Genomic DNA, 19710 nt, shown 5'->3' with positions numbered 1-19710 from the left:
CGCGAGCAAGCCCGCTCCCACATGGGTTAAGCGTTGTGCTTCAGACCGCCATCGGCGCGGTCATCGGCGCGTGGTGCTCGTACCCTTCCAGCGAGAAATCGCCCGGCTCCACCAGCTCCAGCCATTCCGGCTGGTAAATACCCGTCTTGGCAAACTCCGGCACACGGTCGGAAATCACCAGTTTCGGCATCGGGAACGGCTCGCGCTTGAGCTGTTCGTTGAGCATGTCCAGGTGGTTTTCGTACACGTGGGCATCACCGATGAAATAGGTGAACCAGCGCGGCGTGTAACCGGTCAGGCGACCGATCAGGCTCAGCAGCGCAGCACCTTCGGTGAGGTTGAACGGCGTGCCCAGGCCCAAGTCGTTGGAGCGGATGTAGAGGGTCAGGGAAATCTCTTTGGTCTCGACATTCGGGTGGAACTGGTACAGCAGGTGGCACGGCGGCAACGCCATTTCATCGAGCTGGGCGCAGTTCCAGCCGTGGAACAGGATGCGGCGGCTGCCCGGGTCCTTGATGATGGTGTCGACGCACTGGCGAACCTGGTCGATCGCCTTGTACAGCACCACGTAGGCCTGGCCGGCATCGGAGCCTTCGGCAATCTGGCGGTAGCCTTGCTTCAGGGTCTGCTCGATGGCAGCCGGGTTGCTGACCGGGATCTGCTTGTACGCCGGCCATTTGCGCCATTGCACGCCGTAGATCTCACCAAGATCGTCTTCGCCCTGACGGAACGGGTTGGCCAGCCACTGTGCGTTTTCGTTGGCGTTCTGGTCCCAGACCTTGCAGCCCAGGGCACGGAATTCGGCAGCGTTGTTCACGCCACGCAGGAATCCGCACATTTCGCCGACGGCCGATTTGAAGGCCATCTTGCGCGTGGTGATCGCCGGGAAACCTTCCTGCAGGTCATAACGCAGCATCGCACCGGGAAAACTGATGGTGTTCACGCCGGTACGGTTGGCCTGTTTGGTGCCGTTCTTGATGACGTGGGCGACCAGTTCGAGATATTGCTTCATGAATTACCTGTGTCCTTGAACCCGGGACCAAAGCCCCGGGGTTCGAATTTTATACGGCTGCCGCTGGAGTCGCCGGGGCGCGGTGATACGCCAGCCAGATCAGGAACAGCCCGCCGACGATCATCGGCACGCACAGCACCTGGCCCATGGTCAGCCAGTTCCATGCCAGATAGCCCAGTTGCGCGTCCGGTACGCGGACGAACTCGACGATGAAACGGAAGATGCCATAGAACAGCGCGAACATCCCCGATACCGCCATGGTCGGCCGCGGCTTGCGCGAGAACAGCCAGAGGATCAGGAACAACGCCACGCCTTCGAGGGCGAACTGGTACAGCTGTGACGGGTGACGCGGCAGCTGCGCCGGATCGCTGAACGGCGGGAAGATCATCGCCCATGGCACGTCGGTCGGCTTGCCCCACAGCTCGGCGTTGATGAAGTTGCCGATACGCCCGGCACCCAGGCCAATCGGCACCATCGGTGCGACGAAATCCATCAGCTGGAAGAACGACTTGTTGTTCTTTTTGCCGAACCACAACGCCGCCAGCATCACGCCAATGAAACCGCCGTGGAACGACATGCCGCCCTTCCACACTTCGAAAATCAGCGTCGGGTTGGCCAGGTAAGCGCTCAGATCGTAGAACAGCACATAACCCAGTCGCCCGCCGACGATCACCCCCATCGACATCCAGAACACCATGTCGGAGAGTTTCTCCTTGGTCCAGGTCGGGTCGAAGCGGTTCAACCGGCGGGAGGCCAGCAGCCAGGCGCCGCCGATGCCGATCAGGTACATCAGACCGTACCAGTGGATTTTCAGCGGACCGATGGCCAGGGCCACCGGGTCGATCTGCGGGTAAGGCAGCATTGCGACTCCTCGTTAGAGTTCAAATCTTAAAAATTCCCGGGCGACGCTGCCACCACAGGATTAAGCCAGGATTGCGCTGCCCGTCAGAGCAGGAAGTTCAGGCCGACGCAGAACAGCAAAGCGGCAAACAGCCGTTTCAGCAACTTTGGCGACAGGTTGTGGGCCAGTCGCGCACCGAAGCGGGCGAAGACCATGCTGGTCAGGGCAATGCCCAGCAACGCCGGCAAGTAAATGAAACCGAGACTATGGGCCGGGAGCAACGGATCGTGCCAGCCCAGAATCATGAAACTTAGTGCACTGGCCAGGGCAATCGGCAGACCGCAGGCCGATGAAGTGGCCACGGCTTGCTGCATCGGCACGCTGCGCCAGGTCAGGAATGGCACGGTCAACGAACCGCCGCCAATGCCAAAAATCGCCGAAGCCCAGCCAATCACGCTGCCGGCCACGGTCAGACCGAGTTTGCCCGGCACGGTTCGGCTGGCCTTGGGTTTGACCTCCAGCGCCAGCTGAGCGGCGATCACCAGGGCGAATACACCAATGAGCTTCTGCAGGTTGGGGCCAGAAATCGCTTCCGCCGTCAGGGCGCCGAACCCGGCACCGATCAGAATGCCGACGGTCATCCACATGAAGATCGGCCAACGCACGGCGCCTCGGCGGTGATGCTCACGCACCGCGTTGACCGAGGTAAAGATGATCGTCGCCAGGGAGGTACCCACTGCCAGATGCGTGAGGATCGACGGATCGAACCCTTGGGCCTTGAAGCTGAACACCAGCACCGGGACGATAATGATCCCGCCGCCTACGCCAAACAGCCCGGCGAGCACACCTGCACAGGCGCCGAGCGCCAGATAGAGCAGAAATTCCATGGTCGTCCCGCCCGCCTCCCCAAAACCGGAGCGGCATGGTAACGGATGCATGGCCTCAAGCTCCACTGTGCAAGGCAATGGATCGATGAGCGATGTCTGCGTAGAGTGAGCAAAAAACACACAAGGACTGCCTTATGTGCCTAATTGTTTTTGCCTGGCGCCCGGGTCATGCCCAGCCGCTGGTCGTGGCGGCCAATCGCGATGAATTCTACGCCCGCCCCAGCCTGCCTCTGGCGCCATGGCCCGAAGCGCCGCATGTGCATGCGGGGCGCGACCTCGAGGCTGGTGGCACCTGGCTCGGTGTCGGTGCCCACGGACGATTTGCGGCGCTGACCAATATTCGCGATCCCCATCGACCGCCGGGGCGCAAGTCTCGTGGGGAGCTGGTGGCGCGGTTTCTCACCGGGGAAATGCCAATTGACGACTATTTAGCCGATGTTGTCGACCGCTCGCTGGAATATGGTGGCTTTAACCTGCTGGTCGGCAATACCAATGAGCTCTGGCACGTCAATCAACGGGAATCGGAAGCGCTGATGCTGGCCCCGGGGGTCTACGGGCTATCCAATGCCGGGCTGGATACGCCATGGCCAAAGTTGCTCAAGGCCAAGGCTGCATTGAGCGAGGTGCTGGATGATCCGCAGCCTCAGGCGCTGCTGGCGTTATTGAGCGATGCGCAGACCGCGCCATTTGCCGAGTTGCCGGATACCGGAGTGGGGCTTGCCACTGAAACGCTGTTGTCGAGCGTGTTCATTGCCAGCCAGAGCTATGGAACGCGGGCGAGTACGGCATTGATTGTGCAGGCGGATGGGACGCTGCATATGGTCGAGCGCAGTTTCGGGCCGTATGGCGGGCATCTTGGGGAAGTGGAAATCAGGCTTTAGTTTTGTGTTGCCAGCACAGGCCTCATCGCGAGCAGGCTCGCTCCCACAGGGGATTTGCGTCGTTCACAGATCCAATGTGGAAGCGAGCCTGCTCGCGAATGGGGCGCCGCAGATCTAGTGGGGCTTGATCGCCGCCGGATTGATCATCCGCGCCAACCCGAGGTTCTTCAGCGCCAATTGCAATGAGCTATGAATCACTTGCGGGTTGTCGATGGTCATCAGCTCGGCCAGCAATTCCTTGGCCTTGCTCAGGTTGATCTGACGCAGCATCCACTTCACTTTCGGCAGGTTGGTGGCGTTCATCGACAAGCTGTCAAAACCCATCGCCATCAACAGCACGGCCGCCGCCGGGTCACCGGCCATTTCACCGCAGATGCTCACCGGCTTGCCTTCGGCATGGGCGTCGCGCACTACGGTTTGCAGGGCTTGCAGCACCGCCGGGTGCAAGTAATCGTAAAGGTCGGCGACCCGCGGGTTGTTGCGGTCCACAGCCAACAGGTACTGGGTCAGGTCGTTGGAGCCGACCGAAAGGAAGTCCACCTGCCGCGCCAGTTCCCTGGTCTGATACACCGCCGCCGGAATCTCGATCATCACACCCACTGGTGGCATCGGCACGTCGGTGCCTTCGTCGCGCACTTCGCCCCAGGCACGGTGGATCAGGTGCAGGGCTTCTTCCAGCTCGTGAGTGCCGGAGATCATCGGCAGCAGGATGCGCAGGTTGTTCAGGCCTTCGCTGGCCTTGAGCATGGCGCGGGTCTGCACCAGGAAGATTTCCGGGTGGTCGAGGGTGACGCGAATGCCGCGCCAGCCGAGGAACGGGTTGTCTTCCTTGATCGGGAAGTACGACAGCGCCTTGTCGCCGCCGATGTCCAGGCTGCGCATGGTCACCGGCTGCGGGTGGAACGCGGCCAGCTGTTCGCGGTAGATCGCCAGTTGTTCCTTTTCGCTCGGGAAACGCTGGTTGATCATGAACGGCACTTCGGTGCGGTACAGGCCCACGCCTTCGGCACCGCGCTTCTGCGCGCGCGCCACGTCCGCCAGCAGGCCGGTGTTGACCCACAGCGGCATGCGGTGGCCATCGACTGTCACGCACGGCAGATCGCGTAGCGCATCGAGCCCGAGGGCCAGTTGTTTCTCTTCCTCGACCACCTCGGCGAACTGCTTGCGCAGCACTTCACTCGGGTTGGTATAGACCTCGCCGTGGTAGCCGTCGACGATCATCTGGATGCCGTCGACCTTGGAGTACGGCAGGTCGACCAGGCCCATCACAGTCGGGATGCCCATGGCGCGGGCCAGGATGGCGACGTGGGAGTTACCGGAACCGAGCACCGACACCAGGCCGACCAGCTTGCCTTCCGGCACCTCGCCGAGCATTGCCGGCGTCAGTTCTTCGCTGACCAGAATGGTGTTGTCGGGGTAGACCAGGGTTTGCTGGCGTTCTTCCTGCAAATAAGCCAGCAAGCGACGGCCGAGATCCTTGACGTCCGAGGCACGCTCACGCAGGTAAGCGTCGTCCATCAATTCGAAACGGTTGACGTGATCGGTGACCACCTGGCGCAACGCGCCCTGGGCCCACTGGCCGGTCTTGATCACGGTGGTGACTTCGCTGCCCAGCGCGGCATCGTCGAGCATCATCAGGTAGACGTCGAACAAGGCCCGCTCTTCCGGGCGCAATTGCGTGGCGAGTTTGGCGGACAACGTGCGCATGTCGGCGCGTACGCCCTCGATGGCGGACTTGAACAGTCCGAGTTCGGCATCTATGTCAGCGATGGTCTTGTCCGGCACCACGTCCAGATCGGCCGGTGGCAGCATGACCACCGCCGTACCGACCGCCGCACCCGGCGAGCCCGGCACGCCGATGAACTTGGCTTCCTGGATGCCTTTGCCCTGACGGCCGAGACCACGGATCGAACCGGTGGCTTCGGCGTGGGCGATAACACCGGCGAGCTGCGCGCTCATGGTCACGAGGAAGGCTTCTTCACCTTCATCGAACTGGCGACGTTCTTTTTGCTGGATGACCAACACGCCGACGACGCGGCGGTGGTGAATGATCGGCGCCCCGAGGAATGAGGCAAAGCGTTCTTCACCGGTCTCGGCGAAGTAGCGGTAGCGCGGGTGGTCCGCAGCGTTTTCGAGGTTCAAGGGTTCTTCGCGCGTACCGACCAGGCCAACCAGACCTTCGTTGGGTGCCATGCTGACCTTGCCGATCGAGCGCTTGTTCAAGCCCTCGGTGGCCATCAGCACGAAACGGTTGGTCTCTGGATCAAGCAGGTAGACCGAGCAGACCTGGCTGCCCATGGCCTCTTTGACGCGCAACACAATAATCCCCAACGCCGCCTTGAGATCCTTGGCGGAGTTAACTTCCTGGACGATCTTGCGCAGCGTATTGAGCATGGCTCGGGGTCGAACTCCGTCGTCAGTCGCGCGCTAAAAGGCGCGGGGCAAGCTCTTTGAGAGCGCGTCGATACACCTCGCGCTTGAATGTCACCACCTGGCCCAACGGATACCAATAGCTGACCCAACGCCAGCCATCGAATTCCGGTTTACCGGTCAAATCCATCCGCACCCGCTGCTCGTTGGAGATCAGGCGCAGGAGAAACCATTTCTGTTTCTGGCCGATGCACAGCGGTTGACTGTGGGTACGTACCAGACGTTGCGGCAAACGATAGCGCAACCAGCCCCGGGTGCAGGCGAGAATTTCAACATCTTCGCGCTCCAGGCCTACTTCTTCGTTCAACTCGCGGTACAAGGCGTCTTCCGGCGTCTCTTCGGGGTTGATTCCACCCTGCGGAAACTGCCAGGCATCTTGATTGATTCGGCGAGCCCATAGCACCTGGCCGGCGTCATTCGTCAGAATGATCCCGACATTGGGGCGAAAACCATCGGGGTCGATCACGGCAACAACCTCGCAAACGCATGTCGCCGCATTGTTCCACAAAGGTTGGGAGGGCGGCAACGAAGGTTCCTACCTTATGTGCACTCTTGTGAAAAGACCGTATTCTTGTCGCCTTTTTACTGACTTTTCAGCGGGTAACTGCAATGCGCCTGGCTTTATTCGATTTGGACAACACCCTTCTGGGCGGTGACAGCGATCACGCTTGGGGCGATTACCTGTGCGAGCGTGGCTTTCTCGACGCCGTCGCCTACAAGGCACGCAACGATGCGTTCTACCAGGATTACCTGGCCGGCAAACTGGATAACGCCGCGTACCTGAACTTCTGCCTGGAAGTCCTTGGCCGCACCGAAATGGCCACGCTGGATCAGTGGCACAGCGATTACATGCGCGACTGCATCGAACCGATCATGCTGCCCAAGGCCATCGAACTGCTGGCCAAGCACCGCGCGGCCGGCGACAAGCTGGTGATCATCACCGCCACCAACCGCTTCGTCACCGGGCCGATTGCCGAGCGTCTGGGCGTCGAAACCCTGATCGCCACCGAGTGCGAGATGGTCGACGGCCGCTACACCGGGCGCAGCACCGACGTGCCGTGCTTCCGTGAAGGCAAGGTGACACGCTTGAATCGCTGGCTGGAGGAAACCGGGTTTACGCTGGAAGACAGCTACTTCTATAGCGACTCGATGAATGATTTTCCGTTGCTGGAGCAGGTGACCCATCCAGTGGCGGTCGATCCTGACCCGAATCTGCGGGCCGAGGCCGAGAAGCGGGGTTGGCCGGTGATCAGTCTGCGCGGCTGATTACCGAACTGTAGGAGCGAGCTTGCTCGCGAAAAATTCAAGGACGCCGCGGGGAGTCAGGCGCCCTGCGTTTTCGTTAACGACCATCGCGAGCAATCGAGCGTCGACCGGCTGCTCCTACACTGGCTTGGCACCCATCAACCCGGCAATGGCGACAAAACAGACAAAACTGAACAACGCCAAGGCAAAGGTGAATTTCCCCACACCACCCGGCGTCTTGCGCAGTTTGTTCAGCCGCACCAGCAGCCAGAACCACGCCAGCGCCGCCACGGTGTACAGCACGCTGGAGGCCAGCAGCCAGGTCTGCCCCAGCGGCCAGCCCACCAGATGCACCATCCACCAGCCAGTAAACGGCATGCTCAGCAGCGCCAGGCCCATCAGCAGCCAGATAAACACCCTTGGCCGCTGCAAGGTGCGACTACCCGCCGTCGCGTCACCCTTGCGCCGCGCAAGCAAAACCCAGACTCCCAGCCCCAGCGCACAGGCCAGCAGTACAACAGTTGCCACCATGTGCGCCGCTTTCAGGGCAGTTAACGCTTCCATTGTCAGATTTCCTTATTGCCTTGCCCGTCAGCGTAGCTGTTCAGCCAAGAAACAGCTGATAGGCCGGGTTGTCGCTTTCGTCCCAGTACGGGTAACCGATTTCTTCCAGCGCCGCCGGCACCAGGTGACGCTCGTCGTGGGGCACTTGCAGGCCCGCGACGACCCGGCCATCCGCCGCGCCATGGTTGCGGTAGTGGAACATCGAGATGTTCCAGCGCCCGCCGAGCTTGTTGAGGAAGTTGAACAGCGCCCCCGGACGCTCCGGGAATTCGAAACGCAGGATCACTTCATCGACCACATGCGCCGCACGCCCGCCCACCATGTGGCGGATGTGCAGCTTGGCCAGTTCGTTGTCGGTCAGGTCCAGCACCGGGAAACCTTGCTCGCTCAGGCTGGCGATCAACGCGCTGCGCGGGTCGTTTTCCGGGTGGGTCTGCACGCCGACAAAGATGTGCGCTTCGCTGCTGGTGTTGTAGCGATAGTTGAATTCGGTGATCTGGCGCTTGCCGATGGCCTCGCAGAACGCCTTGAAGCTGCCCGGTTTCTCAGGGATGGTCACGGCGATGATCGCTTCGCGGCCCTCGCCCAGCTCCGCACGCTCGGCGACGTGGCGCAGGCGATCGAAGTTGACGTTGGCCCCGGAGTCGATGGCCACGAAGGTCTGGCCGCTGACGCCGCGCTGCTCGACATACTTTTTGATCCCGGCCACGCCTAAGGCGCCGGCAGGTTCGGTGATCGAGCGGGTATCGTCGTAGATATCCTTGATGGCGGCACAGATTTCGTCGGTGCTGACGGTGATCACTTCATCGACATGGTCTTTGCAGATATCGAAGGTGTGCTGACCGATCTGGGCCACCGCCACACCGTCGGCGAAGATGCCCACAGTTGGCAACACCACACGCTCGCCCGCCGCCATGGCGGCTTGCAGGCAATTGGAGTCATCCGGCTCGACGCCGATGATCTTGATGTCCGGGCGCAGGTACTTCACGTAGGCCGCGATGCCGGCGATCAGGCCGCCGCCGCCCACCGGAACGAAAATCGCATCCAATGGCTGAGGGTGCTGGCGCAGAATCTCCATCGCCACGGTGCCCTGCCCGGCAATGGTGTGGGGGTCGTCGTACGGGTGAATGTAGACGTAGCCTTTTTCGTCGACCAGTTTCAGCGAGTAGGCCAGGGCTTCCGGGAACGAATCGCCATGCAGCACCACTTTGCCGCCACGGGAGCGCACGCCTTCGACCTTGATCTCTGGGGTGGTCTTGGGCATGACGATGGTCGCTTTCACGCCCAACACCTTTGCCGCCAGGGCCAGGCCCTGGGCATGGTTGCCCGCCGACGCGGTGACCACGCCGCGAGCGCGTTCTTCGTCGCTCAACTGGGTCAACTTGTTGTAGGCGCCACGAATCTTGAACGAGAACACCGGCTGCAAGTCTTCGCGCTTGAGCCAAATGCTGTTGCCCAGCCGCTCGGAGAGCTGGCGGGCAGTCTGCAGCGGGGTTTCTACGGCAACGTCATAAACGCGCGAGGTGAGGATCTTTTTGACGTACTGTTCAAGCATCGGAAAGCATCACTGAGCGGGTTGGGCAGGACCAAGGAGTCTAACCCGGCTTTCAGCCACACGACCACACTAAACCGGTGGTTTCAGGCACCATTGAACCATTGTGGCGAGGGAACTTGCTCCCGCTCGGCTGCGAAGCGGCCGCAAAACCTGTGCATACGGTACATCCAGAAGAAAGCAGGGGAGCGCTTCGCACTCCAGCGGGAGCAAGCTCCCTCGCCACAAAACCTTGTTCGCCCAGACATACCGTCGCACCCGCCAATCGGGCAATGACCTTCCCCGCCCCGAGGCCTATAATGCCGGCCTTTCGTTCCCTCCTCGGCACCTCGGAGCCCGCATGAACCAGGATCAACTCAAACAGGCAGTAGCTCAGGCCGCCGTCGACTTCATCCTTCCGAAACTCGACGACAAGAGCATCGTCGGGGTCGGCACCGGCTCCACCGCCAACTGCTTCATCGATGCCCTGGCCAAGCACAAGGGTGCATTCGATGGCGCCGTCGCCAGTTCCGAAGCCACCGCCGCGCGCCTCAAGGGCCACGGGATTCCGGTGTACGAACTGAACACCGTCAGCGACCTGGAGTTCTACGTCGACGGCGCCGATGAAAGCGACGAACACCTGAACCTGATCAAGGGCGGCGGCGCAGCCCTGACCCGCGAGAAGATTGTCGCGGCCGTGGCCAAGACCTTCATCTGCATCGCCGATGCCAGCAAGCTGGTGCCGGTCCTCGGCACTTTCCCGCTGCCAGTGGAAGTGATCCCGATGGCCCGCAGCCACGTGGCCCGTGAACTGGTGAAGCTCGGCGGCGACCCGGTTTACCGCGAAGGCGTGCGGACCGACAACGGCAACATCATCCTCGACGTGTTCAACATGCAGATCACCAATCCGGTGGAACTGGAGACGCAGATCAATGCGATCGTCGGCGTGGTCACCAACGGTTTGTTCGCGGCACGTCCGGCGGATCTGTTGTTGCTGGGTACGAGCGAGGGCGTGAAGACCCTGCGCGCGGAGTAAGCCAATCTGCCCACCTATTTGTGGAAAGATGAAATACCTGTAGGAGCGAGTCTGCTCGCGATAGCGGACTGTCAGTTGAAATCAATCTCGACTGATACACCGCTTTCGCGAGCAGGCTCGCTCCCACATTTGCTTTGTGGTGTTGGTCAGGGTTGTGCCGGTTTCTTGAACACGTAGAACAGATTCGGCTCGCTGACGATATACAGCGTACCGTCGTCATCCATGGCGATCCCCTCCGCTTGCGGCACGGCTTTTTGCAGGCCCTGGCGCCCCTTGCTCAGGGACATTGTGCTCAACGGCCGCCCATCCACATCCAGTTCCAGAATCAATCGCGACTCATCCGACAGCGCGAGCAAATGCCCGCTGCGCTCGTCGTATTGCAGACTCGACAGATCCCGCACAAACATCCCGGCATCACGCTTGGGGTCGTTGATCACGTGCACCGAGTAGGATTCTTCAGGATTGAAGCGCGGAAAACCGTGCACCTCGTAGATCAGCATCGGGTCGCGCTCCTTGGCCACGAACAGGCGTTTGCTCACCGAATCGTAAGCCAACCCCTCGAAGCCCTTGTTGCTGCCCATGTGTACGCCAACGGTCATCTGTTCGGCGTCTGCCGCATCGACGAACGTGGTGTCCTGCTCCAGATGAATCTTGATCAGCCGCTGCTGGCTTTCATCAGCAACCACATAGGTGTCTGCGCTGATGAACTCCACCGCCTCCGGATCACCGAAACCGACCAGCGCCACGCGGCGTAAAATCCTGCCGTCGAGGGACAACTCGATCAGCTCGCTTCGTTTGTTGGTAACGGTGAACAGGCTTTTGCGCACCGGGTCGTAGGTCAATGCTGAAATGTTGTCAGCCTGGTCATCGATCACCTGCGCCTCGGTCACGACCTGGTATTGGTCCAGCCCCATGGACCGGGAGCTCACCGGCTGCCACAGCGCATGCAGATTGAACCAGGCGCGCTCGAACAGGCGCTGGTATTGGGCGATTGCCATCAACGCAATCAGTGAGACCACCGACAGGATCAGAATCAGGGATTTGACGCGGGCAAATCGACGCATTCGGGTGGGCTCAGGGTCAATACAGTCGGATGAAATATCACGCCTGTCTGAACTGCAGCTTAATGGCTGCTGGCCTTTTACGTACAGGCAATCAGCGCAGGCGCTGGTTACTTCTGTTTTTCGAAGCGATAAAACAGGTTCGGTTCACTCACCATGTACAGCGTGCCCGCCTCATCCATGGTCACGCCTTCGGCACGCGGAATGGTATTTTTCAGGCCGTTGAAGCCACGCAGCAGAGTAATGAAACTGACCTGCTCACCCTTCTTGTCCAGCTCCAGCAACAGGTGCGATTCGGCGGACAGCACCAGCATGTGGCCAGTCCGCGGGTCGATGGCCAGTGCCGACAGGTTGCGCATGTCCAGTGCATGGCTGGCCAGCTTCAACTTGTCGCCGGTAAGGACCTTGCCATCACCTTTCCAGGCAAACAATGCCGGCGGGCGCTCTTCGCCCAGCAGCAGTTGCTGATTGCGCGGATCCCAGGTGACACCCTCGAACGCCTTGTTCTGGTCTTTGGAAGGCCCGAGGTCGTATGTCGGGAAATCGGTGATGTTCAGCTCGCGAGTGTCGGCATCGACCTTGACGATAGCGATCAAATGCTCGCGCTCATCGACAATGGCCAGTCGGCCGTCGCCCAGCACGGTGACGCCTTCAGGGTTGCTCCAGCCGACCAACGGCATTTTGCGCAGCACATCGCCCTGCAAGTTCAATTCGACCAGGAACGGGTTCTTGCCCATGACCGAAAACAGGGTCTTGGTCTGGGGGTCGTAGGCCAGGTCCGAAGCTTCATCCTTCTCCATGCCCGACAACGGCTTGGCATCGATCACCGCCCGATAGTCCGGAAGCCAGATGCTCGCCTGGCGCTCGGCCGGGCTTTTGAATTGCTCTTTCACCCAGAGCACGCCCCGTGAATCCCAGTGCATGGCGAATGCAACACCGTAGGCGACAACGGCCACCAGCAGAAGCCAGGTGTGCCAACGCAGGGCGAAGCGCGAGCGGCGGGCAGGTTTAAACGTGGAAAGCGGAGGAGTGGCCATTGGGGAATGCGTTCCAGAAATTCAGGCTAGGGGTAATAGCACAGTTTGGGGCCGGCTCAGAGGCCAATAGCCCTGAAATTATCCAGACTGGATGTGAAAAAAACGGGAAATGACAGGGTGAGCCTTTTACAGGCCACGGAAAAACCAATGTGGGAGCGAGCCTGCTCGCGATTGGGGCGTGTCAGCCAACAAAGATATTGGATGACACACCGCTATCGCGAGCAGGCTCGCTCCCACAGGGTTTGGCGGTGTCTGGACTAGCGAACGCTGCTGGTGAAACTGCTTACGCCCGGCAACTCCAGTACGATCTCATCACCGACATTCAGCGGACCAACGCCCACTGGCGTGCCAGTGAGGATCACGTCCCCGGCCTGCAGCGAGAAGCAGCCGGCCATGTGCTGGATCATCGGCACGATCGGGTTGAGCATTGCGCTGCTGTTGCCGTCCTGGCGCACTTCACCGTTGATGGTCAGGCGGATGCCGATGTCGGTCAGGTCGGCAAACGAGCTGCCGGACACGAACGGAGCAAGCACTGCCGCGCCGTCGAAGGACTTGGCGATTTCCCAGGGCAGGCCCTTGGATTTCAGCTCGGCCTGCTTGTCGCGCAGGGTCAGGTCCAGGGCTGGAGCAAAACCGGAGATGGCGTCGAGCACTTCTTCACGGCTCGGTTTGGTCGACAACGGCTTGCCGATCAACACCGCGATTTCCGCCTCGTAATGCACCGAACCGCGCTCGGTCGGAATGCTGAAACCGCCTTCCAGCGGCACCACGCAACTGCCCGGCTTGATGAACAGCAGTGGCTCGGTCGGCACCGGGTTATCCAGTTCCTTGGCATGTTCGGCGTAGTTACGGCCGATGCACACCACTTTCCCCAGCGGGAAGTGAATGCGCGTACCGTCGACATACTGGTGCTGATAGCTCATTACCGACTCCTGCTTCGTTGGCTCTTAAAGTTCGAAAATCAAACAGCGAAAATCTTGCCCGGGTTCATGATGCCGTTCGGGTCGAACACCGCCTTGACCGCTTTCATGTACTCGATCTCGACCGGTGAACGGCTGTAGGTCAGGTAGTCACGCTTGGTCATGCCCACGCCGTGCTCGGCGGAGATCGAACCGTTGTACTTCTCGACGGTTTCGAACACCCACTTGTTGACAGTGGCGCACTTGGCGAAGAACTCATCCTTGCTCAGGTTATCCGGCTTGAGGATGTTCAAGTGCAGGTTGCCGTCGCCGATATGGCCGAACCAGACGATTTCGAAGTCCGGGTAGTGTTCGCCGACGATCGCGTCGATTTCCTTCAGGAACGCCGGGACTTTCGATACGGTGACCGAGATGTCGTTCTTGTACGGCGTCCAGTGGGAAATGGTTTCGGAGATGTATTCGCGCAGCTTCCACAGGTTCTGCAGCTGGGTTTCGCTCTGGCTCATCACACCGTCCAGAACCCAGCCCTGCTCGACGCAGTGCTCGAAGGTTTCCAGGGCGTGGTTGGCCACTTCTTCGGTGGTCGCTTCGAATTCCAGCAGCGCGTAGAACGGGCAGTCGGATTCGAACGGCGCCGGTACATCGCCACGGGCCATGACTTTGGCCAGGGCCTTGTCGGAGAAGAACTCGAAGGCGGTCAGGTCAAGCTTGCTCTGGAAGGCGTGCAGCACCGGCATGATCGAGTCGAAATCGGCGGTGCCGAGAACCATCGCGGTGAGGTTTTTCGGTGCGCGGTCCAGGCGCATGGTCGCTTCGACCACGAACCCGAGGGTGCCTTCGGCGCCGATGAACAGCTGACGCATGTCGTAGCCGGTGGCGTTCTTGATCAGGTCCCGGTTCAGTTCCAGCACGTCGCCCTTGCCGGTGACCACTTTCATGCCAGCGACCCAGTTACGGGTCATGCCGTAGCGAATCACCTTGATTCCGCCGGCATTGGTGCCGATATTGCCGCCAATCTGGCTCGAACCCGCCGAAGCGAAGTCCACCGGGTAATACAGGCCTTTTTCTTCGGCGACGTTCTGCAAGTGCTCGGTTACCACGCCCGGCTGGCAAACGGCCGTGCGGTCAGTGAGGTTCACGTCGAGGATCTGGTTCATGTAGTCGAACGACACGACCACCTCGCCATTGGCCGCCACCGCTGCTGCGGACAACCCGGTACGACCGCCGGAAGGCACCAGCGCCACCTTGTGTTTGTTGGCCCACAGGACAATGGCCTGGACCTGCTCAGTGGACTTGGGGAACACGATAGCGGTCGGGGCCGGGGCGAAATGCTTGGTCCAATCCTTTCCGTAAGCATTCAGGGAGTCGGCATCGGTCAGCACCTTGCCAGGCTCAACCAGGGTCTTCAGCTCTTCAATCAGGGCAGGATTGGTCATCGACAGAACTCTCGAACAATTCATGGTCATCCTGAGAACGCTTCACGTCGCAGGAATGAGTGTTTAGCGGGGTGCATATGCTAGCATAACGACCCCGCAGGATAGTGCCCAAGGGCTGTTCTGCGGTGACGGCTTTCCTGCCGTGCGGGTCAGCTCCGGGCTGCTCCCTTTCCTGCCATTTTTCTCCGGGATACAGGTTTACGCAGATGAGCAAGACTTCTCTCGATAAGAGCAAGATCAAGTTCCTTCTTCTCGAAGGCGTCCACCAATCGGCTGTCGACGTCCTCAAGGCGGCGGGCTACACCAGCATCGAGTACCTCACTGGTTCTCTGCCGGAAGCCCAGCTCAAGGAAAAGATCGCTGATGCTCACTTCATCGGCATTCGCTCCCGCACTCAACTGACCGAAGAGATCTTCGATCACGCGAAGAAGCTCGTGGCTGTAGGGTGTTTCTGCATCGGCACCAACCAGGTCGACCTGAGTGCTGCCCGCGAGCGCGGCATTGCCGTGTTCAACGCGCCGTACTCCAACACCCGTTCCGTAGCGGAACTGGTGCTGGCCGAAGCGATCCTGCTGCTGCGCGGCATCCCTGAGAAGAACGCTTCCTGCCACCGTGGTGGCTGGATCAAGAGCGCGGCCAACTCCTTCGAGATCCGTGGCAAGAAGCTGGGTATCGTCGGTTACGGCTCGATCGGTACTCAACTGTCGGTCCTGGCTGAAGGTCTGGGCATGCAGGTGTACTTCTACGACACCATCACCAAACTGCCATTGGGTAATGCTACTCAGGTAGGCAACCTGCACGAGCTGCTGGCGATGTCCGACATCGTTTCGCTGCACGTACCGGAAACCGCCGCCACCCAGTGGATGATGGGCGAGAAGGAAATCCGCGCCATCAAGAAAGGCGGCATCCTGATCAACGCCGCCCGCGGCACCGTGGTCGAACTGGACGCCCTGGCGGACGCGATCAAGGACAAACACCTGATCGGCGCGGCCATCGACGTATTCCCGGTGGAGCCACGCTCCAACGACGAAGAGTTCGAAAGCCCGCTGCGTGGCCTGGACAACGTGATCCTGACCCCGCACATCGGTGGTTCTACCGCTGAAGCCCAAGCCAACATCGGTCTGGAAGTGGCGGAAAAACTGGTCAAGTACAGCGACAACGGTACTTCGGTATCGTCCGTGAACTTCCCGGAAGTGGCCCTGCCGGCTCACCCTGGCAAGCACCGCCTGCTGCACATCCACGAGAACATCCCGGGCGTGATGAGCGAGATCAACAAGGTCTTCGCCGAAAACGGCATCAACATCTCCGGTCAGTTCCTGCAGACCAACGAGAAGGTCGGCTACGTGGTGATCGACGTCGACGCCGAGTACTCGGACCTGGCGCAAGAGAAGCTGCAACACGTCAACGGCACCATCCGTAGCCGGGTGTTGTTTTAAGAGCAGCTACAAGCTTCAAGCTTCAAGCGGCAAGTGAGGTTCGCTTTGCTTTGACTTGAAGCTTATAGCTTGCAGCTTGCAACTATAAAAAAGGGAGCCCCAGCGAAGCGGGCTCCCTTTTTTATTTCACATTGACGGTGATCTTCTCGGAAACGATCGGCGGATCGAACGGTATGTGGTTGCTATCGCCCAGTTCAAGCTGCAAGGTGTGTTTGCCCGGGGTGAGCGTTATTTCAGCCTGAGTCTGCGCACCGCCGAAATGCAGGTGGTTGGCATCCTTGGGGATCGGCGCACCGGCGGCTGGCAGCTCATCGACGTCGATCAGCACATGGTGATGACCGGTGTTCTTGGTGGTATCGCCCGCCGGTGCCAGGGCAATGTTCTCGACCGCGAACTTGACGACGACTGTCTGTGGAATCGTCGCACCGTCCGTGGGAGAAACAATGGACACTTCGGCGCCTTTCGGCGCCGGCGTTGCACTGGCCAGCACCGAAACACCCATCAACAGGCCAGCCAAAGCAGCACGTGACATAAAGGTTTTCATTCTCTTCTCCAGTTTTTCCGTAAAATTCGCGTGGCCATGACAACTTCATGGCCATTCGTTGTCGAAGGCACTCGACAACCATAGCAAAGCGAGCCTGAATCAGAGGGTCCGCGATAATAAATTCAAAGGAGTGACCATGCGCTTTCTGCCTGGCCTGATCTGCCTGCTACCCCTTTTGAGCCCTTTGGCTCATGCCGAACTGATTGATGACGTCAACGACCGGGGCGAATTGCGCATTGCCGTTGAAGCCAACACCCCCCCATTCAATTTCAAGGATGACGACAAGCTCACCGGCTTCGAAGTCGAGCTGGGCCAACTGCTGGCAAGTGAACTCGATGTCCGGGCCGACTTTGTCGTCACCGACGGCAGCGATCTGCTGACCGGTGTCGAAAGCGGCAAATACGACATCGCCATCAACCACATAGCAGCGACCCCGGATCTCCAGGATCGTTTCGACTTCAGCGAACCCTACATTCAAACCCATACGCAATTGATCGCGCAGAAAGAAGAGCCGCGTTCCATTCTGCTGGTGCAGTCGCTGACAGAAGAGAAGCCCGAAACCAACCCGGCCGTAAGCTTGGCGATTCCGTTTCAGAAGGGTAATCCGGCGTTCCATGCCAGCCTGGAAAACGCCTTGCAGCGGATCAAGGATGACGGGCGACTACAAGCGCTGGAGCAGAAGTGGTTGGGGGCGGATGCGGGCGTGGTGCCGAAGCCTTGAAGATGATTGAGATCCATTGTGGGAGCGGGCTTGCTCGCGAAGACGGTGTGTCAGGCAAGATTAATATCGACTGACCCGGCGCATTCGCGAGCAAGCCCGCTCTCACAGGGGGTTTGTGTTGGTCAGTCCTGCGCAGACAATGCCTGAGCCGCTTCAGCCAGCTCCAGCTCACTGAACACCTGCACCCCGTGGCGCTTGAGTAGCGCCGCTGTCACGCCCTCGCCACTGACCTTCACGCCGCTGAACATCCCGTCATAGGTCAGCAGATTGCCGCAGGACGGGCTGTTGGCCTTGAGGACGGCGATGCGGATGCCATGCTTTTGCACCAGCTCCAGTGCCTGATACGCCCCCGACAGAAACTGCGCACTGACGTCCTCGCCCTCGGTGGTGATCACCAACGCCTGGCCATCGAGGACTTGCGCGCCCTGCCCGCCAGGGATTTCCGCCGCCGCCCGTGGCGTTGGCAAACCACCGGCCACCTCCGGGCACAGCGGCACGACCCGACCTTCATCCAGCCACTGCTGAAGTTGATCGAACGGCCCGCTGGCCCCGCCGTCGTAACGGACGCGGTGGCCCAACAGGCAGCGGCTGACGAGAATTTTCTGCATGATCAGAACGGCTCGTTGCCGCGCCGGCGGAACCAGCCGGTCAGCGAGAGGCGATCGCGGGTTGCGGGCAGGACTTCGTGGGGAACCTCACCGGAGAGAAACACCACCAGGCAGCCGCCGATAGGCTGCACGTCGTGGACGCGATCATTGTCGAGGTACATGCGCAACTGGCCGCCGTGTTCGGGAAGCCAGCCGTCATTGAGGTAAACCACCGCCGAAACCATGCGCCGGTCATCATCGCGAAAGCGGTCGACGTGCTTCAGGTAGAAGGCTCCGGGCGGGTACATCGCAAAATGGCTTTCGAAATCCTCCAGGCCGAGAAACAGACCGCGATTGATCGCCTCGCGCAGGCTGTCCATCAAACTCAGGTAGCTGTCGCAAGCCTCGGCCTGGCCGGGGTCGATCCACTGGATATGGTCGCCACGAATCCCTTCGCGGATCTCCGATGACGGCCCACGGCCCACGGCGGCCGGAGCCAGTTCACCCTCGGCAGCACGCTTGCGACACTCGGCCGCCAGCGCTCGGGTCAGATCCAGAGGCAGGAAAATATTCTGCTGCGACCAGCCGTGCTCGGCCAGGTCGTCGACGATTCGTAACAGCAGCGGGTGATCGGAGGATATTTGCATGCCGCGCATAGTATTCCTGTGCCCGAAAATCCGACAGAGCTGCGCAGCGGGTTGATACGAATTCTCGACAAGCAGGGATGCCGCACGGAGAATAGTCGCCTGCTGACTGGAGTCCCTATGCGCCGTTTGCTTTTATCACTGCTGATGTTCTGCGTTTTGCCCGCCTGGGCAGACGGCCACGACCAGTTGTACAAGGTCGCCGGCTGGCCGGAACAACGCGCGCATTTCAACGACGCCCTCTCGGCCGCTCAGCAACGCTACCAGGGTAGCCTGCCTCCGGCGGTGTTTCAGGCACTGGTCAGTAACAGCAATCAGCGTTTTTCCGCCCGGGCCGTGGATCAGCGCGCCGAAGCACAATTGCGCAAGAACCTCGCCAACCCCAAACCCGCGCTGACGTTTTTCCAATCGCCCCTGGGCAAGAAAATCGTTGCCGCCGAGCTGCTGGCGACCCGTCGCGACCAACTGGCGAAGAACGCCAAGGGCCTGCCGAAGATGCAGGCCAGCGACAGCCGCATGCTGATCATCGGCCATTTGGCACAAGCCCTGCCCGCACGCGAGGCCGGCGCGGAAGTCAGCCTGGCGATTGCTGGCGTCGCCGCCGATAGCTTGAGTTCGATGATCCCGGGGTTGCTCGGTGCCGGTCAGGCCCAGGGCATGCTCAACGGCCAGCGTCAGCGCCTGATGGACCAGATCGGCAGCGACCTGAACAACACGCTGCTGTATGTCTATCGCGACCTGTCGGACAACGAACTGGAAGAGTTCGCGACCTTTGCCGAATCGACGGAAGGCCAGGCTTATTATCAAGCGGCGCTGACGGCGATTCGGGCGGGGTTGGCGGTGGGGCAGAGCAATTCGAACCTGACCCAGTGATCTTCAGCGACTGATAGGCCTGCT

Annotated in this window: 20 protein-coding genes and 1 pseudogene; 6 read left to right on the top strand and 15 right to left on the bottom strand. The window is 60.4% G+C overall.

Features of this window, described 5'->3' with window-relative positions:
• Positions 1 to 40 precede the first annotated feature (40 nt).
• The 3 genes from KGA85_RS18095 to KGA85_RS18085 form a co-directional block, all read right to left on the bottom strand.
• The gene (locus KGA85_RS18095) at positions 41 to 1012 is read right to left on the bottom strand and encodes a thymidylate synthase (protein WP_223455896.1); all 972 of its coding nucleotides are present in this window, start codon (positions 1010 to 1012) and stop codon (positions 41 to 43) included.
• Positions 1013 to 1061: 49 nt separating this feature from the next.
• Positions 1062 to 1874, bottom strand: coding sequence for a prolipoprotein diacylglyceryl transferase (gene lgt, locus KGA85_RS18090; RefSeq protein ID WP_047534642.1), 813 nt, complete (start codon positions 1872 to 1874; stop codon positions 1062 to 1064).
• 83 nt (positions 1875 to 1957) lie between these two features.
• Positions 1958 to 2740, bottom strand: a complete 783-nt coding sequence (locus tag KGA85_RS18085; RefSeq protein ID WP_223455920.1) for a sulfite exporter TauE/SafE family protein — start codon at positions 2738 to 2740, stop codon at positions 1958 to 1960.
• 134 nt (positions 2741 to 2874) lie between these two features.
• Between KGA85_RS18085 and KGA85_RS18080 the strand changes: the two genes are divergently transcribed.
• The gene (locus KGA85_RS18080) at positions 2875 to 3621 is read left to right on the top strand and encodes an NRDE family protein (RefSeq protein ID WP_223455895.1); all 747 of its coding nucleotides are present in this window, start codon (positions 2875 to 2877) and stop codon (positions 3619 to 3621) included.
• A 114-nt stretch (positions 3622 to 3735) separates the two neighbouring features.
• Here the strand turns inward: KGA85_RS18080 and ptsP are convergent, their stop codons facing one another.
• Together ptsP and KGA85_RS18070 are read right to left on the bottom strand one after the other, a co-directional pair.
• Positions 3736 to 6015 (bottom strand): phosphoenolpyruvate--protein phosphotransferase, encoded by a 2280-nt coding sequence (gene ptsP, locus KGA85_RS18075; protein WP_223543285.1) that lies wholly within the window; start codon positions 6013 to 6015, stop codon positions 3736 to 3738.
• 22 nt (positions 6016 to 6037) lie between these two features.
• Entirely contained in the window at positions 6038 to 6517 is a 480-nt protein-coding gene (locus KGA85_RS18070; RefSeq protein ID WP_003229203.1) for an RNA pyrophosphohydrolase, read from the bottom strand.
• Positions 6518 to 6660: 143 nt separating this feature from the next.
• Between KGA85_RS18070 and KGA85_RS18065 the strand changes: the two genes are divergently transcribed.
• Positions 6661 to 7317: an HAD family hydrolase gene (locus KGA85_RS18065; RefSeq protein WP_223455893.1), complete on the top strand. Its 657-nt coding sequence runs from the start codon at positions 6661 to 6663 to the stop codon at positions 7315 to 7317.
• Positions 7318 to 7323: 6 nt separating this feature from the next.
• Here the strand turns inward: KGA85_RS18065 and KGA85_RS18060 are convergent.
• The 3 genes and pseudogenes from KGA85_RS18060 to ilvA all read right to left on the bottom strand — a co-directional run.
• Positions 7324 to 7404 (bottom strand): annotated as a pseudogene (locus KGA85_RS18060) (outer membrane lipoprotein carrier protein LolA); the annotation flags it as partial.
• A 30-nt stretch (positions 7405 to 7434) separates the two neighbouring features.
• Complete coding sequence (locus tag KGA85_RS18055) at positions 7435 to 7860, bottom strand: DUF2269 domain-containing protein (RefSeq protein ID WP_223455892.1); 426 nt, start codon at positions 7858 to 7860, stop codon at positions 7435 to 7437.
• A 40-nt stretch (positions 7861 to 7900) separates the two neighbouring features.
• Complete coding sequence (gene ilvA / locus KGA85_RS18050; RefSeq protein ID WP_223455891.1) at positions 7901 to 9415, bottom strand: threonine ammonia-lyase, biosynthetic; 1515 nt, start codon at positions 9413 to 9415, stop codon at positions 7901 to 7903.
• A 337-nt stretch (positions 9416 to 9752) separates the two neighbouring features.
• Here ilvA and rpiA point away from each other — a divergent pair, with 337 nt between their 5' ends.
• Complete coding sequence (rpiA, locus tag KGA85_RS18045; protein WP_223532991.1) at positions 9753 to 10427, top strand: ribose-5-phosphate isomerase RpiA; 675 nt, start codon at positions 9753 to 9755, stop codon at positions 10425 to 10427.
• A gap of 146 nt (positions 10428 to 10573) precedes the next feature.
• Here rpiA and KGA85_RS18040 read toward each other — a convergent pair whose 3' ends face one another.
• The 4 genes from KGA85_RS18040 to KGA85_RS18025 form a co-directional block, all read right to left on the bottom strand.
• Entirely contained in the window at positions 10574 to 11491 is a 918-nt protein-coding gene (locus KGA85_RS18040; protein WP_223455890.1) for an SdiA-regulated domain-containing protein, read from the bottom strand.
• Between the two features lie 107 nt (positions 11492 to 11598).
• On the bottom strand, positions 11599 to 12525 hold the full coding sequence (locus tag KGA85_RS18035) for an SdiA-regulated domain-containing protein (RefSeq protein ID WP_223532989.1): 927 nt from the start codon (positions 12523 to 12525) through the stop codon (positions 11599 to 11601).
• Positions 12526 to 12782: 257 nt separating this feature from the next.
• Positions 12783 to 13448, bottom strand: a complete 666-nt coding sequence (locus KGA85_RS18030) for a fumarylacetoacetate hydrolase family protein (RefSeq protein WP_150755054.1) — start codon at positions 13446 to 13448, stop codon at positions 12783 to 12785.
• A gap of 38 nt (positions 13449 to 13486) precedes the next feature.
• Positions 13487 to 14881: an FAD-binding oxidoreductase gene (locus KGA85_RS18025; RefSeq protein ID WP_223455888.1), complete on the bottom strand. Its 1395-nt coding sequence runs from the start codon at positions 14879 to 14881 to the stop codon at positions 13487 to 13489.
• 206 nt (positions 14882 to 15087) lie between these two features.
• Here KGA85_RS18025 and serA point away from each other — a divergent pair, with 206 nt between their 5' ends.
• Positions 15088 to 16317: a phosphoglycerate dehydrogenase gene (serA, locus tag KGA85_RS18020; protein WP_223455887.1), complete on the top strand. Its 1230-nt coding sequence runs from the start codon at positions 15088 to 15090 to the stop codon at positions 16315 to 16317.
• 121 nt (positions 16318 to 16438) lie between these two features.
• Here serA and KGA85_RS18015 read toward each other — a convergent pair whose 3' ends face one another.
• A complete protein-coding gene (locus KGA85_RS18015) occupies positions 16439 to 16861 on the bottom strand; it encodes a DUF4399 domain-containing protein (protein WP_223455886.1) in 423 nt (140 codons plus the stop codon).
• Positions 16862 to 16997: 136 nt separating this feature from the next.
• Here KGA85_RS18015 and KGA85_RS18010 point away from each other — a divergent pair, with 136 nt between their 5' ends.
• Positions 16998 to 17582 carry a transporter substrate-binding domain-containing protein gene (locus KGA85_RS18010; RefSeq protein WP_223455885.1) on the top strand — a complete coding sequence of 195 codons (585 nt, stop codon included), beginning with the start codon at positions 16998 to 17000 and terminating at the stop codon, positions 17580 to 17582.
• A gap of 122 nt (positions 17583 to 17704) precedes the next feature.
• Here KGA85_RS18010 and KGA85_RS18005 read toward each other — a convergent pair whose 3' ends face one another.
• Positions 17705 to 18190, bottom strand: coding sequence for a DUF523 domain-containing protein (locus KGA85_RS18005; protein WP_223455884.1), 486 nt, complete (start codon positions 18188 to 18190; stop codon positions 17705 to 17707).
• A 2-nt stretch (positions 18191 to 18192) separates the two neighbouring features.
• The gene (locus tag KGA85_RS18000; protein ID WP_223455883.1) at positions 18193 to 18825 is read right to left on the bottom strand and encodes a 2OG-Fe(II) oxygenase; all 633 of its coding nucleotides are present in this window, start codon (positions 18823 to 18825) and stop codon (positions 18193 to 18195) included.
• A gap of 108 nt (positions 18826 to 18933) precedes the next feature.
• Here KGA85_RS18000 and KGA85_RS17995 point away from each other — a divergent pair, with 108 nt between their 5' ends.
• Positions 18934 to 19686 (top strand): DUF2059 domain-containing protein, encoded by a 753-nt coding sequence (locus KGA85_RS17995; protein WP_223455882.1) that lies wholly within the window; start codon positions 18934 to 18936, stop codon positions 19684 to 19686.
• The last annotated feature ends 24 nt before the right edge of the window (positions 19687 to 19710 follow it).

The sequence above is a fragment of the Pseudomonas sp. GL-B-12 genome, assembly GCF_019955895.1.
Lineage (GTDB): Bacteria > Pseudomonadota > Gammaproteobacteria > Pseudomonadales > Pseudomonadaceae > Aquipseudomonas.
This window is presented reverse-complemented; position numbering and strand designations above follow the sequence as displayed.

What these genes read in the sequence shown, in the direction of transcription:
- KGA85_RS18095 (WP_223455896.1), bottom strand. Translation starts at nt 1,012, where the DNA reads ATGAAGCAATATCTCGAACTGGTCGCCCACGTCATCAAGAACGGCACC.
- lgt (WP_047534642.1), bottom strand. Translation starts at nt 1,874, where the DNA reads ATGCTGCCTTACCCGCAGATCGACCCGGTGGCCCTGGCCATCGGTCCG.
- KGA85_RS18085 (WP_223455920.1), bottom strand. Translation starts at nt 2,740, where the DNA reads ATGGAATTTCTGCTCTATCTGGCGCTCGGCGCCTGTGCAGGTGTGCTC.
- KGA85_RS18080 (WP_223455895.1), top strand. Translation starts at nt 2,875, where the DNA reads ATGTGCCTAATTGTTTTTGCCTGGCGCCCGGGTCATGCCCAGCCGCTG.
- ptsP (WP_223543285.1), bottom strand. Translation starts at nt 6,015, where the DNA reads ATGCTCAATACGCTGCGCAAGATCGTCCAGGAAGTTAACTCCGCCAAG.
- KGA85_RS18065 (WP_223455893.1), top strand. Translation starts at nt 6,661, where the DNA reads ATGCGCCTGGCTTTATTCGATTTGGACAACACCCTTCTGGGCGGTGAC.
- KGA85_RS18055 (WP_223455892.1), bottom strand. Translation starts at nt 7,860, where the DNA reads ATGGAAGCGTTAACTGCCCTGAAAGCGGCGCACATGGTGGCAACTGTT.
- ilvA (WP_223455891.1), bottom strand. Translation starts at nt 9,415, where the DNA reads ATGCTTGAACAGTACGTCAAAAAGATCCTCACCTCGCGCGTTTATGAC.
- rpiA (WP_223532991.1), top strand. Translation starts at nt 9,753, where the DNA reads ATGAACCAGGATCAACTCAAACAGGCAGTAGCTCAGGCCGCCGTCGAC.
- KGA85_RS18040 (WP_223455890.1), bottom strand. Translation starts at nt 11,491, where the DNA reads ATGCGTCGATTTGCCCGCGTCAAATCCCTGATTCTGATCCTGTCGGTG.
- KGA85_RS18035 (WP_223532989.1), bottom strand. Translation starts at nt 12,525, where the DNA reads ATGGCCACTCCTCCGCTTTCCACGTTTAAACCTGCCCGCCGCTCGCGC.
- KGA85_RS18030 (WP_150755054.1), bottom strand. Translation starts at nt 13,448, where the DNA reads ATGAGCTATCAGCACCAGTATGTCGACGGTACGCGCATTCACTTCCCG.
- KGA85_RS18025 (WP_223455888.1), bottom strand. Translation starts at nt 14,881, where the DNA reads ATGACCAATCCTGCCCTGATTGAAGAGCTGAAGACCCTGGTTGAGCCT.
- serA (WP_223455887.1), top strand. Translation starts at nt 15,088, where the DNA reads ATGAGCAAGACTTCTCTCGATAAGAGCAAGATCAAGTTCCTTCTTCTC.
- KGA85_RS18015 (WP_223455886.1), bottom strand. Translation starts at nt 16,861, where the DNA reads ATGAAAACCTTTATGTCACGTGCTGCTTTGGCTGGCCTGTTGATGGGT.
- KGA85_RS18010 (WP_223455885.1), top strand. Translation starts at nt 16,998, where the DNA reads ATGCGCTTTCTGCCTGGCCTGATCTGCCTGCTACCCCTTTTGAGCCCT.
- KGA85_RS18005 (WP_223455884.1), bottom strand. Translation starts at nt 18,190, where the DNA reads ATGCAGAAAATTCTCGTCAGCCGCTGCCTGTTGGGCCACCGCGTCCGT.
- KGA85_RS18000 (WP_223455883.1), bottom strand. Translation starts at nt 18,825, where the DNA reads ATGCGCGGCATGCAAATATCCTCCGATCACCCGCTGCTGTTACGAATC.
- KGA85_RS17995 (WP_223455882.1), top strand. Translation starts at nt 18,934, where the DNA reads ATGCGCCGTTTGCTTTTATCACTGCTGATGTTCTGCGTTTTGCCCGCC.